12 protein-coding genes are annotated in these 12,538 nt (G+C 71.1%); all 12 read right to left on the bottom strand.

Annotated features, from left to right (window positions below; genetic code table 11):
- Position 1: 1 nt before the first annotated feature.
- The 12 genes from NR111_RS15625 to NR111_RS15570 all read right to left on the bottom strand — a co-directional run bounded on the left by NR111_RS15625 (position 2) and on the right by NR111_RS15570 (position 12,384).
- Positions 2–877, bottom strand: a complete 876-nt coding sequence (locus NR111_RS15625) for a ParA family protein (protein WP_067715749.1) — start codon at positions 875–877, stop codon at positions 2–4.
- Positions 878–979: 102 nt separating this feature from the next.
- Positions 980–1,930, bottom strand: a complete 951-nt coding sequence (locus tag NR111_RS15620; protein WP_082923875.1) for a site-specific tyrosine recombinase XerD — start codon at positions 1,928–1,930, stop codon at positions 980–982.
- Positions 1,931–1,946: 16 nt separating this feature from the next.
- A complete protein-coding gene (locus NR111_RS15615; protein WP_069390222.1) occupies positions 1,947–2,516 on the bottom strand; it encodes an NUDIX hydrolase in 570 nt (189 codons plus the stop codon).
- 5 nt (positions 2,517–2,521) lie between these two features.
- Complete coding sequence (locus NR111_RS15610) at positions 2,522–4,351, bottom strand: CTP synthase (protein WP_069390223.1); 1,830 nt, start codon at positions 4,349–4,351, stop codon at positions 2,522–2,524.
- A 58-nt stretch (positions 4,352–4,409) separates the two neighbouring features.
- On the bottom strand, positions 4,410–5,342 hold the full coding sequence (locus NR111_RS15605) for a copper transporter (RefSeq protein ID WP_256821347.1): 933 nt from the start codon (positions 5,340–5,342) through the stop codon (positions 4,410–4,412).
- The gene (gene steA, locus NR111_RS15600; protein ID WP_069390224.1) at positions 5,339–6,511 is read right to left on the bottom strand and encodes a putative cytokinetic ring protein SteA; all 1,173 of its coding nucleotides are present in this window, start codon (positions 6,509–6,511) and stop codon (positions 5,339–5,341) included. The genes NR111_RS15605 and steA overlap by 4 nt, the downstream gene beginning before the upstream one ends.
- A gap of 58 nt (positions 6,512–6,569) precedes the next feature.
- Positions 6,570–8,315 (bottom strand): DNA repair protein RecN, encoded by a 1,746-nt coding sequence (gene recN / locus NR111_RS15595; RefSeq protein WP_256821345.1) that lies wholly within the window; start codon positions 8,313–8,315, stop codon positions 6,570–6,572.
- Between the two features lie 9 nt (positions 8,316–8,324).
- A complete protein-coding gene (locus NR111_RS15590) occupies positions 8,325–9,254 on the bottom strand; it encodes an NAD kinase (RefSeq protein ID WP_069390226.1) in 930 nt (309 codons plus the stop codon).
- Positions 9,251–10,072 carry a TlyA family RNA methyltransferase gene (locus NR111_RS15585; protein ID WP_067715729.1) on the bottom strand — a complete coding sequence of 274 codons (822 nt, stop codon included), beginning with the start codon at positions 10,070–10,072 and terminating at the stop codon, positions 9,251–9,253. The genes NR111_RS15590 and NR111_RS15585 overlap by 4 nt, the downstream gene beginning before the upstream one ends.
- On the bottom strand, positions 10,072–10,284 hold the full coding sequence (locus NR111_RS15580; protein ID WP_067715725.1) for a hypothetical protein: 213 nt from the start codon (positions 10,282–10,284) through the stop codon (positions 10,072–10,074). Before NR111_RS15580 ends, NR111_RS15585 begins: the two co-directional genes overlap by 1 nt.
- 10 nt (positions 10,285–10,294) lie before the next feature.
- On the bottom strand, positions 10,295–11,293 hold the full coding sequence (locus tag NR111_RS15575) for an HAD-IIA family hydrolase (RefSeq protein ID WP_069390227.1): 999 nt from the start codon (positions 11,291–11,293) through the stop codon (positions 10,295–10,297).
- 5 nt (positions 11,294–11,298) lie between these two features.
- Positions 11,299–12,384: a hypothetical protein gene (locus NR111_RS15570; protein ID WP_256821342.1), complete on the bottom strand. Its 1,086-nt coding sequence runs from the start codon at positions 12,382–12,384 to the stop codon at positions 11,299–11,301.
- Positions 12,385–12,538 lie beyond the last annotated feature (154 nt).

Here is a 12,538-nt window from a genome sequence, read left to right as displayed (position 1 = left end):
GTCACCTGCCGCGCTGGATGACCTCGCGCGCCAGGGCGCGGTAGGCCTGCGCACCCGCGGACTTCGGAGCCCACGTGGTGATCGGCTCGCCGGCGACGGTGGTCTCCGGGAACCGGACGGTGCGGGTGACGAGGGTGTCGAACACCTTGTCTCCGAACACCTCCACGACCCGGCTGAGCACGTCGCGGGCGTGGACCGTCCGACGGTCGAACATCGTGATGAGGATGCCTGTGAGGTGCAGTCGGGGGTTGATGCGGTCGCGCACCTTGTCGATCGTGTCCGTCAGCAGCGCCAACCCGCGCAGCGAGAAGTACTCGCACTCCATGGGGATGAGCACGCCGTCCGAGCACGCCAGCGCGTTGACGGTGAGCAGGCCCAGCGACGGCTGGCAGTCGACGAGGACGAAGTCGTAGCGGTCCAGGACCGGGTACAGGGCGCGGCCCAGCGCCTGCTCGCGACCGACCTCGTTGACGAGCTGGATCTCCGCGGCCGACAGGTCGATGTTGGCGGGGATGAGGTCCACGCCCTCGACACGGGTCCGGACCAGGACCTCCTCCGTCGACACGGAGTTGTCCACGAGCAGGTTATAGACGGTGAGATCGAGCTGGTGGTGCGGGATGCCCAGGCCCGCGGACAGCGCCCCCTGGGGATCGAGATCCACAACGAGCACCCTGCGGCCGTACTCCGCCAGTGCCGCCGCGAGGTTGATCGTGCTGGTGGTCTTGCCGACGCCGCCCTTCTGGTTGCACATCGACAACACCACGGCGGGCCCGTGCGAGGACAGTGTTTCCGGTTCGGGGATCGCGGAGAACCCCTCGCCGGCCGCCGGGTCGTCGGCGCCCAGGAGCTCGGCGCGGGAGAACAACGCGGGGTCCATCGCCCCAGTGTTCAGCGCCACCGCATCTCCTCTCCTCGCCGTCTCACCCGTGCCGTGTCGAGCGTGCCGTCTCGAGCGCGCCGGGCCGTATCCACGGTCACGTTACCGTGCCCGGGGGTGACACTCGGCCCAGACCTCTCGGAGCGTGTCGACGGTGACGAGGGTGTACACCTGCGTGGTGGTGACCGAGGAGTGTCCCAGCAGCTCCTGGACCACACGGATGTCCGCCCCGCCGTCGAGGAGATGGGTGGCGAACGAGTGCCGGAACGAGTGTGGTGAGACGTCCTGCTGCACACCGGCGCGTCGTGCCGCGACCGACACCACGTTCCACAGGGTCTGCCTGGTGACGCGCCCACCGCGGGCGTTGAGGAACAGGGCCGGGCCCCCTCGGGTGGCGAGCGCGGGTCGGGCACGCACCAGATAGGCCCCCACCGCCTCGCACGCCGGACGCCCGACCGGGACGATCCGCTCCTTACCACCCTTGCCCCGCAGGATCACCGCTCCACCGTCCGGGTGGTCGAGACCGTCGAGGTCGTCGACGTCGAGCCCGACGAGTTCGGCGGCCCGGGCACCGGAGGCGTAGAGCAACTCGAGCATCGCGCGATCGCGCAGGCGTGCGGGGTCGGTGTCCGTCTCGGTGGCGCCGGCCGCCTCGATCACCGCGATCATCCGGTCGACCGGCAGTGCCTTGGGGAGCCGCCGCGGCGGACGGGGCGGGGTGACGGCGGCGGCCGCGTCGAGGGCGGTCACCCCGTCACGGGTGGCGAACCGGTGGAGACCGCGGACCGCCGCCATGGTCCGCGCGATCGAGCTGGGGGCCAGGGCCTTCCGTCCCTCGTCCGGGTCGGCGGTGGCCAACCGGGTGCGGAACTCCTCCACGTGCGCCTCGGTCACGGACGTCAGGTCGTCGACGCCCGAAGCCGCGAGATAGCGGTGGTACTTCTCCAGGTCGCGGCGGTACGCGGCCAGGGTGTGGGCCGAGGCCCCCTTCTCGACGGCGAGGTGGTCCAGATACCCGCGGATCTGCACGGTGGCGCCGCCCTCCGAGGTCACCGGGGGTCCGATCTCGTCAGGATCGGTCGATCACCGAGTGGGCCGCGAGGATGCCGGCCACGGCGATACCATTGACGATCCGGCCGTCCAGCACGGCGTCGACGGCCTCGGCGAACGGCATGCGCGCGACCTCCATGTCCGCCTCCTCGTGCTCCGCCTCCGGACGCTCGACCTCGCGGAGACCGGTGGCCAGGTACACGTGGACGCGCTCCGTGCAGAACCCCGGGGACGGGACCATCTCGATGACCGGGCGCCAGTGCTCGGCCTCGAGGCCGGTCTCCTCGACGAGCTCACGGCGCGCGGTCGCCAGGGGCTCCTCGCCGTCGACGTCGCACAGACCCGCGGGCAGTTCCCAGAGTCGCTCCCCCACGGCGTGCCGGTACTGCCGGACCAGGGTGATCCGGTCGTCGTCGTCGAGGGCGATCACCGCGACGGCGTCGTCGTGCCCACAGATCTCCCGGTCCGCGGTGCCCCCGCCCGGCATGGTCAGGGTGTCCACGCGCAGCCGCACGACGCGACCGTCGAAGATCTCACGGCTCGCGACGGTCCGGTAGTCGTGAGTCCCGGGGGCACCGCGCTCGGACACGCCGGTCAGCTCCCGTCCGCGCGGGTGTCGGAGGTCGCCTCGGTGTCCACCTCGTCGGCACGGACGCTGGACGTCTTGGCGTCCGGTGCGTCCACGGTCTCCGGGCCGGTGTCCCCGCTCTGACCGGTGCGCCACGGTTCGACGGGCAGTCGCATCTCGTTCTCGTAGTCGAGCGCGGCCTTGATGAACGCGACGAACAACGGGTGGGGGCGGGTCGGACGCGACTTGTACTCCGGGTGAGCCTGGGTGGCGACGAAGAAAGGGTGCTGCTCGCGCGGGTACTCGACGAACTCGACCAGGTGCCCGTCCGGGGAGGTCCCCGAGAACTGCAGGCCGGACTCGGCGATCTTGTCGCGGTAGGCGTTGTTGACCTCGTAGCGGTGGCGGTGGCGTTCGGTGATCTCGGTGGACCCGTACGCCTCGGCCACGACCGAGCCCTTGGTGAGCGTGGCCGGGTAGGAGCCCAGACGCATGGTGCCGCCGAGGTCGGCGTTGCCGGCGACCGCGTCCACCTGGTCGGCCATGGTCGAGATGACCGGGTGCTCGGCACCGGGGTCGAACTCGGTGGAGGAGGCACCCTCGAGGCCGACCGAGCGGGCCGCCTCGATCACCGAGCACTGCAGTCCGAGGCACAGGCCGAGCAACGGGATGCGGTTCTTGCGCGACCACGAGATGGCGCCGAGTTTGCCCTCGATGCCACGGATACCGAACCCTCCGGGGATGAGCATGCCGTCCACGCCCCGGAGCGCCTCGCGTGCGCCGGCCTCGGTGGTGCAGGCATCGGACTCGACCCACCGGATGTTGACCCGGGCGTGGTGCGCGAAGCCGCCGGCGCGCAGTGCCTCGGTGACCGAGAGGTAGGCGTCGGGCAGGTCGATGTACTTGCCCACGAGGGCGATCTCGACCTCCTCGCGCGGCTCGTGGACGCGCTGGAGCAGATCGCCCCACACGGTCCAGTCCACGTCCCGGAACGGCAGGTTGAGACGCCGGATGACGTGCGTGTCGAGGTGCTCGTTGAACAGCACCTTGGGGATGTCGTAGATGCTCGGGGCATCCGGGGTGGACACGACGCCCTCGAGGTCCACATCGCACATCAGCGCGATCTTGGCCTTGAGCCCGTCGGTGACGTCCCGGTCCGAGCGCAGGATCAACCCGTCCGGGACGATGCCGATCGAGCGCAGCGCGGCCACCGAGTGCTGCGTGGGCTTGGTCTTGAGCTCACCCGACGGGGCGAGGTACGGGACCAGCGACACGTGCAGGAAGAAGATGTTCTCGCGGCCCACCTCGTGACGGACCTGCCGGCACGCCTCGAGGAAGGGCTGGGACTCGATGTCGCCCACGGTTCCGCCGACCTCGGTGATGACCACGTCGGGGCGACGGCCCTGGTCGTCGGGGTCACCCATCGCGATGATGCGGTCCTTGATGGCGTCGGTGATGTGCGGGATCACCTGCACGGTGTCACCGAGGTACTCGCCGCGGCGCTCCTTGGCGATGACCGCGGAGTACACCTGCCCGGTGGTGACGTTGGCCTTCGCGTCCAGATCGCGGTCGAGGAACCGCTCGTAGTGACCGAGATCCAGGTCGGCCTCGGCGCCGTCCTCCGTGACGAACACCTCACCGTGCTGGAAGGGGTTCATCGTGCCGGGGTCCACGTTGATGTACGGGTCCAGCTTCTGCATGGTCACACGGAGACCGCGGGCGGTGAGCAACTGCCCGAGACTCGAGGCGGTGAGCCCCTTGCCCAGCGACGACGCCACGCCGCCGGTGACGAAGATGTGCTTGGTCTCGGACCGCGATGCGGTTCGGTTCAGTGCCAAGGGGACTCCCGTGTCCATACGCCGGAATGGATGAATGCTGGTGTGGCTCCGGTGCACCCCACGGGGCTTCAGGCTATCACCGCTCCGGCGTCGGGGGGAGCGACGGCGCCGCGGCGGTCGCGTCCGGCCTCAGCCCGTAGTGGCCCTGCCCACCGTCGAGCTGCTCCGCCAGCGCCAGCGTCGTCGCCAGACGTCCCGCCTCGGTACCGGCGTCATCGATGGTCGAGACGTCCTCCTCCGCCGAGGACCGCAGGATGCTGACCGCGTCGCGTCCCCCGGAGTCGCCCGTCCGCACCGCGACCACCGCACCGGCGCCCTCACCGTCGAGGGTGCGGGCCAGGGCCGCGACACGGACCCCGGTCGATTCCTCGTCCCGGGGCCCGGTCACGACCAACGCCAGCTGGCCGGGCCGAAGGGTCCCGGGTTCGTAGCCGATGATCCCCGCATCCGCGAGGGTGGTGAGGACCGTTTCCCGGTCGTCGTCCTCGAGGTGCGGTTCCGCGTCCTCGGCGCGCAGCAGCCCCGCGCGACCGAGCGCCGTGCCCAGCTGGGTACCGAGGTCCGCATCAGCGGCCGGGGCGGTGCCGATGGGCAGGTTCGCGACGAGCGCCTGGAGTTCCGCGTCCGCCTCCGGGTCGACGGCCGTGTCCGTCAGGGTGACGCGGCCGGCGTCGATCCCGCCGGCGGCGTCGATGACCTCGCGGGCCGCCGAGACGTCCTCGTCGGAGGCGCCGGGTGCCACGATCGTCAGGACCGGCCTCCCGTCGAGCCGACCGTCCACGACGGCCGGGGTGAGGTCTCCCGCCAGCGAGTCGAGTCGGTCGACGGCGAGCCGCTCCGCGGCCAGATCGTCCTGCGACGCCTCGAGCCGCGCCGCCGTCGTCTCCTCACGCTCGACCACCGCGTCCCTGATGGACGTCGCCACGGACGTCGACCCGAGGACGACCCCCACCGCGAGAGCGAGGAAGACGGCCACCAGCGTCAGGACGTGGCGACGCAGGGAGATCAACGGAAGAGCCCCTGGACCCAGAGCGCGAAGGAGTTCCAGGTCTCGACGGCCCAGATGAGCAGGTCCGCGGCGGCGTCGCGAGCCACCACGACCGCGGCCACCGCGATCAGGGCGGCGAGCACGACCAGGGCGAGTCCGATCCCGGCGCCACGAGACCGGTACAGGGTCGCGCAGGCGTCGGCGTGGACCAAGCGGGAGGAGACGGTCGTGTCGACCATCGTGGACGAGGGCGCGGACGAGTCGCGGAACGCGTTCTCGAGCCCCCTGTCGTCGCCGGTCACCACGATCATCTCGGCGCCCCCGTGGTAGGCCAGCAGCAGCGCCATGTCCCTCGCGGTCGCGGCGGCGGGGAATGTCGTGGCCCCCAGTCCGAGCTCTGTGATCCTCTCGAGGCCCTCCGCGCGCCCGTCGCGGTCGGCGGGCACCACCAGGACGGCGCCGTCGGTGAGGACCTCGTCGGACACGTCCGTGGGGGTCGCGACGACGACGTCGGCCGTCAGCCGAGCGGAGCGCAGGAACTCCGCGCCGGCACCCACGCCGACCAGCAGCGGTCGGTACTCCCGGATGAACGGCTTGAGCTCGGCGAGCTGGCCGCGCGCGGCCGCGTCACCGGTGACCACCACGACGTGACGGTCGGTGAAGTCGACGTCGATCGACGGGAGGCCCTCGCCGTCCAGCAGCAGCGGGTGCTCGAGGCTGAGGAACTCGGTGGCGTTGGCCAGGTGCGCCAGCGCCGACTCGACGTACCCGCTCTCCGCGGCGTCCACCTCAGCGAGGAGTGTGGCCGGGTCGACCTCGCGGCCGCTCGTGACCTCGTCCTCGGACTTGACCGAGTAGACGACGCCGTCGTCGATCCGCACCCGGGTCCCGTCGGCGACCCCGGACAGGTCCGCGTCCTCGATGACCGGGATCGTCGACGCGGCGAGGATCCGGAACGCGGCGCGGGGGAGCATCTCCTCCCCCTGACGGGGCACGTGCACCACTGCCGCCACCCCGGCGTCGACGAGAGCGCGGGCGGTGTCGGCGGGCGCGCGGTTGAGATCGAGCACGGCGACGTCCTTGGCGCCGAGCTTCCTGGGGACCTGTGACCCCACCTCGATCTGGCGGACGGTGCCCACGACACCGGCGAGGTCAGTGGAACGACGGCTGAGCAGACCCGACATCTTCATGCGCCGAGTATCACGCGTGTGATTCACGTGACCAGGGAGGTCTGCCCGGCGTGTCGGATTAACGGTCGACTTGAGCTTGAGACTTTTCCCGTTGTGCCTTCTCCAGCAACTCCCGCGCATGTGCCAGACCTGTGTCGGTGTCCTCCATACCGGCGAGCATCCGGGCGAGTTCGGTCACCCGATCGGAGTCGGCGACCGCCGTGACCCCGGAGACGACCCCGTCCGATCCCCCGGCGCCGGTGTCCTTGTGCACGACCAGGTGCGTGTCGGCGTACGCCGCGACCTGGGCGAGGTGGGTCACCGCGATGACCTGGTGGGTTCTGGCCAGTCTGGCCAGCCGCTTACCGATGCTCAACGCCGCCCGGCCGCCCACTCCCGCGTCGACCTCATCGAACACCAGGGTCCCTCCCCCGGATCTCTCGGCCAGCACCACCTCGAGCGCGAGCATCACCCTCGACAGCTCGCCTCCCGACGCGCCTCGGCCGAGCGGGACGATGCCTGACGGCCCGTCGAGCGCCAGCTCGACGTCGTCGAGACCCGACTCCGAGGCGCCGTCGAGGCCTTCGCCTGATCGGGTGACCCGGACCACGAGCCGGGCCCCGCCCATCGACAGCTCTGCCAGCTCGGCGGACACCCTCTCCGCGAGATCGTCCCCGGCGGCGCGTCGGATGCGCGTCAGTGTGGCTCCGCGCTCGTCGAGTTCGGCAGCGAGGCGCTCCACGGTGGAACGGAGTTCGGCGACGGCGGAGTCGGAGGTGTCGACCTCACCGAGCCGCGTACGGGCCCTGTCCGCCCACGCGAGCACGTCGTCGACATCGGTGCCGTACCTCCGGGTCAACGCCCTGAGATCGTGGCGTCGTTCCAATGCCGAGTCGAGGTCCGCCGCGTCGACCGGCAGCTCGGCCAGGTACAGGCCGAGCTCGGTCGCGGCATCTCCGAGCGCCGCGACGGCCTGGCCGATGCTGGTGGCGATCGGGTCGAGCGCGGGGTCACCGGCAGCGGTCAGACGGTGCCTCAACTGGTCGAGGACACCCACCACCGGCTCGCTGGTCTCGCCGTCACCGGCGAGGACGTCGTGGGCCTGCCCCGCGACCTCTCGCAGTTCCTCGGAATCGGTGAGTCGGCGGATGCGGGCGTCGAGTTCGGCCTCCTCCCCGGGCTCGGGCCCCAGGGCATCGATCTCCTCGAGTCCCATCCGCAGCAGGTCGGCTTCCCGGGCCAGCTCACGAGCCCGACCGGTGCGCTCCGCCAGTGAACGCTCGGCGTCCCGCCACAGCCGATAGGTGTCGCGGTAGGCGTCGAGGGCCGCCCGCGCCTCGTCCCCACCGTGGGCGTCGATGGCGTCTCGCTGCCTGTCCGGACGGAGCAGACGCAGCTGATCGTTCTGGCCGTGCACGGCCAGCACCGGCGCGCAGAAGCGGGCGAGGGTCCCGGCGGGGACAGACCTCCCCCCGAGCCGGGCACGCGAACGGCCGTCCGCACCCACCCGGCGTGCGGCGATGACACTGCCGTCCTCGTCGAGTTCGACGTCGGTGTCCTCGAGCAACTCGTCGAGGTCGCGTCGGTCGGCGGTGTCCATGGTGGCCGTCGCGGCCAGGTCGAAGCGCCCTTCGACGAGTGCCTTCTCCGCACCGCGCCGGACACGCCCGGGGTCCGCGCGCCCTCCGGCCAGGAGCCTCAGTCCCGTGACCACCATCGTCTTGCCCGCGCCGGTCTCGCCGGTGAGCACCGACAGCCCGGGCGAGAAATCGGCCACGGCCTCGTCGATGACGCCGAGGCCGCTGATCCGAAGTTCCGTGAGCACGCACCCACCCTAGGTGAGGGGCCGGACAGCGGACCGCCCACGCCACCCGGTGACGGGCAGTTCGAACTTCGTGACCAGTCTGTCGGTGAACGGCGAGTCGTCCAGTCGGACCCACTTGACCGGGCGCGCGCCCCGCACCACCTCGACCCGGCTGCCCGGCGGGACGTCGACGAGGCGTCGTCCGTCCACCACCACCACTGCCGGGCCGGAATGCACCCCGGTCTCCACCGCGACCCTGGAGGAGGGTGCCACGACCATCGGACGGGCGAACAGCGCGTGGGCGTTGTTGGGGACCACGAGGATGGCGTCGAGTTCGGGCCAGACGATCGGCCCGCCGGCCGAGAACGCGTAGGCGGTCGACCCGGTCGGCGTGGAGACCAACATGCCGTCACAGCCGTAGTCACTGACCGGTCGGCCGTCGATCTCCACGGACGCCTCGAGGACGCCCTGCCGGGAGACCTTCTCGATGCTGACTTCGTTGAGTGCCCAGTCCCGGGCCAGGACGGTGTCCCCGTGGATGACGGTGGCCTCCACCGTCATCCGTTCGACCACCCTGTAGTCCTTCGCCGCGATCTGCTCGACGACGCCACTGAGCGAGGAGACCTCCGACTCGGCGAGGAAGCCGATGTGTCCGAGATTGACCCCCAGGATCGGCACGTCCGCGGCGTTGGCGTACTGGCAGGCGCGCAGGAACGTGCCGTCACCACCGAGGACCAGGACGAGTTCACACCCTTCGGCGGCCTCGGGGATGTCAGGGACCGTCTCCACGCCCGCCCCCGTGGCGACGCTCTCGCTGGTGCCCTCCACCATCCGTACCGCGATGCCCCTGGTCGCGCACGCGTTGACCACCTGGGCGACGGTGGCGACGATGTCCTGCCGGGCGACGTTGGGGACGAGCAGGATCCTGCGCGAGTGCACCTGTCCGGGCGTGCCGTTCATTGCGGGCCCTCCTCTACTGCCGTCCGTATGGCCTGCTGCGCCTCGGCGCTCATCTCGAGTCGCTCTCCCGCGCCGACCTTACGGAGGTGGAGGAAGTACTCGACGTTCCCGGACGGGCCGGGGAGCGGGCTGGCGACGCATCCCAGCGGCTCCAGTCCGAGTGCCGCGGCAGCCCGGGCGACACCGGTGACCGCCTCGATCCGCAGTGCCGGGTCGCGCACCACACCGCCCTGGCCGACACGCTCGCGGCCCACCTCGAACTGGGGCTTGACCATCGGCAACAGGTCGCCTCCCGGGCGCACGCACGCTGCGAGCGCGGGCAGGACGAGTGCGAGCGAGATGAACGACAGGTCGGAGACCACGAGGTCCACCGGGCCACCGATGTCGTCCGGGGTCAGGGAGCGGACGTTGGTCTTGTCGTGCACGCCCACGCGCTCGTCGCTGCGCAGGCGCCACACCAACTGTCCGTACCCCACGTCCACCGCCTCGACGCGGGTGGCGCCACGCGAGAGCAGGACATCGGTGAACCCGCCGGTCGACGCGCCTGCGTCGAGACACCGAGCTCCGGAGACCGGCACGTCGGAGAACGCCTCGAGGGCTCCGACCAGTTTGTGGGCTCCGCGGGATGCCCAGTCCGGTTCATCGGAGGCGGTGAGCGCGATCGATGTGGTCGGCTCGACCTGGGTCGCGGGCTTGGTGGCTGCCACCCCGTTGACGATCACGCGCCCGGAATCGATGAGATCACGGGCGCGTTCCCGACTGTCACAGATCTTGCGGCGAACCAGTTCGGCGTCCAGCCGCATCCGCTTCGCGACCATCAGCGCCGACTGTCCAGCGCCGTCAGCGCCAGCGCGAGGAGCTCGTGGGCGGCGTCGAGGGCGGCCACCTGGTCGTCCCGGACAGATGAGCCGTCCGGTCCAGCGCCCTGGCCCCCGACGGAATCGGCGAGCAGATCGTCGAACGTCGAGCGGAGTTCGTCGGTGTCGGGGCCCGCGGGCCCGGGGCGTGGCTGTGGTCCGGGGGTCGTCACGGCCTACACGCTAGCCGACGCCGAGGCCTGCACCCGCCAGCCGGGATCGCAGGCCCTCGTCGGCCGCCCGGAATGCCTTCGACTCGTGACGCCACGCCAGTCTGACCACCGCACGGGCGAGATCGAGCCGATCGAGCGCCTCCGGCGCGCTGGTCAGGTGCAGGGCACCGTTCTCGACCGTTCCGTCCAACTCCACTGCGGCGTCGATCCGGCTGGCCTCCGCCGAGGCAGACAGTGCGGAGAGATCGTCCGCCAGGTAGGTGGCCCGGCTGTCGGGATCCGCGACCAGGAGATCGTCGACGCCGTGGACGCCGGTCAGCACCATGAGCGACGGCATCCCGGCGGCGACCGCACCCTGGATGTCCGTATCGAGGCGGTCACCGATGACCAGCGGGCGGGTGGAACCGACCAGATCCGCGGCGGCGGTCAACACGCCGGCGGCCGGTTTGCCCGCGACCAGGGGCTCGCGATCGGTCGCCGCACGGAGGGCGGCGACCAGGGACCCGTTCCCGGGGAGCAGGCCTCGTTCGGTGGGCAACGTGGCGTCCACGTTGGACGCGACCCAGGGCACACCCCGACGGATCGCCAGACATCCCTCGGCCAGATCCGACCAGGTCAGTTCCCGGGACAGTCCCTGCAGGACGATCTCCGGATCGTCGTCGGCGGACAGGACGACCTCGTACCCGGCCTGCCGGGCGAGGTCGCGGAAACTGTCGTGTCCCACCACCAGGACCCTGGCACCGGGATCGGCATGGTCCGCAGCCATCACCACCGCGGCCTGCGCGCTGGTCATGACGTCGTCGGCGCCGGCGGAGAAGCCGAGCGACCGAAGGTGGTCGGCGGTGTCCCCGGGCGAGCGGCTCGCGTTGTTCGTCACGTAGACCACGGGGAGCCCCGCGTTCGCGAGCGCCTCCGCGGCCCCCGGGATCGGCTGGCTACCGCGGATGAGAGTGCCGTCGAGATCGACGAGTAGGGCGTCGTGCCGTGCGGCCAGCGAAAGGGAGCTCAACTGACCTACGCCTCGAGCTCCGCGAGACGCGCCTCCGCGTCGGTGGTCTGCTCGGGGTCCGCGGTGACGGCGTGACCGAACCAGTCGGCCGCCTCCCTCTTGCGATCGGCGACGAGCAGCACCTCGGCGTAGGCGTAGTCGAGACGCGCCGCGGACTCACCGCGCGCGTCCTTGTCGAGGCCGGCGTCCTGGAGGGTCACCAGGGCCGCGTCCAACTGGCCCATGTCCACCCGGGCACCGGCCTCCACGATGCGGAGTTCGATGAGCTCGTCACCTTCGAGCAACCGGGATTCCTCTCCACGGGCCAGTTCGATGGCACGTTGGGGCCTCTCGAGGCCTCGTTCGCAATCGGCCATCATCGCCAGCAGGCCCGGCCCGCCGGAGATCCGGCGGGCCGCCCGGAGTTCGCTCAACGCTTCCGACCATTCGCCGGCGCGGTACGCCAACACACCGAGGGTCTCCCGGACGACACCGATGCGCCCGGCCCTGTTCTTGGCCGCGCGACCGTGCGCGAGCGCGAGCTGCGGGTCTTCGTCGACGAGGTACATCGCCGCCACCATGTGCTTGGCCACGGACTCGGCGTTGGACTTGTCCAGACTGCGCAGGTCCCGACGGATCTCGAGGTCGAGGTCGGCGGCCTCGATGTCATCGGGGAGCTGCGGCTCGTCAGCTCTGGCCGCCTGGCGTGCCTCCTGACCGGGACGACCTTCCGATCTACGGTCGTCTCCGGTACGGCCACCCCGCCGGGCTCCGCCCGGGGCGCCGGCTCCGCGTCGGTCTCCGCCGTCGCGTCGATTTCCGCGGCCGCGACCGCCGACGGGGGCCCGCCGGGGACCGCTTCCCCCGTCAGAGGCGGCACCGCGGCGTGCGGTGTCGTCGCCGGCGGAACGCGGACGTGCATCCTGTCGATCGGCCTGCTGCGCACCGTCCGACCGGCCTGTCTCCGAGCCGTCGTACCGCTTTCCGCGACGCTCGCCGTACGAGCTGTTGTCTCTCCGACGCTCCTGTGGCACCCGATCTCCCCGGCGGGGTACGTCGCGGTCGCCGCGTCGGGGCGAGCGGTCGGTGTTCTCGGACCGAGGTTCGTTCACGTCGTTCACCTTACGTGCGCCGGGCAGACCGGCACTGGAGTGGGTAGAAGGGTACAAATGCGACCAGCGGGAGGAACATATAGTCCCTCCCGCTGGTCATGAAGTTGTGTTCGGCGGTGACCTACTCTCCCACACCCTCACGAGTGCAGTACCA

It is taken from the genome of Dietzia sp. Die43 (assembly GCF_024519835.1).
In the GTDB taxonomy this organism is placed as follows: Bacteria; Actinomycetota; Actinomycetes; order Mycobacteriales; family Mycobacteriaceae; genus Dietzia; species Dietzia kunjamensis.
The sequence above is the reverse complement of the archived record's forward strand: the minus strand, read 5'-3'. Positions and strand labels throughout refer to the sequence as shown.

What these genes read in the sequence shown, in the direction of transcription:
- NR111_RS15625 (WP_067715749.1), bottom strand. Translation starts at nt 877, where the DNA reads ATGGACCCCGCGTTGTTCTCCCGCGCCGAGCTCCTGGGCGCCGACGAC.
- NR111_RS15610 (WP_069390223.1), bottom strand. Translation starts at nt 4,351, where the DNA reads ATGGACACGGGAGTCCCCTTGGCACTGAACCGAACCGCATCGCGGTCC.
- steA (WP_069390224.1), bottom strand. Translation starts at nt 6,511, where the DNA reads ATGAAGATGTCGGGTCTGCTCAGCCGTCGTTCCACTGACCTCGCCGGT.
- NR111_RS15590 (WP_069390226.1), bottom strand. Translation starts at nt 9,254, where the DNA reads ATGAACGGCACGCCCGGACAGGTGCACTCGCGCAGGATCCTGCTCGTC.
- NR111_RS15585 (WP_067715729.1), bottom strand. Translation starts at nt 10,072, where the DNA reads ATGGTCGCGAAGCGGATGCGGCTGGACGCCGAACTGGTTCGCCGCAAG.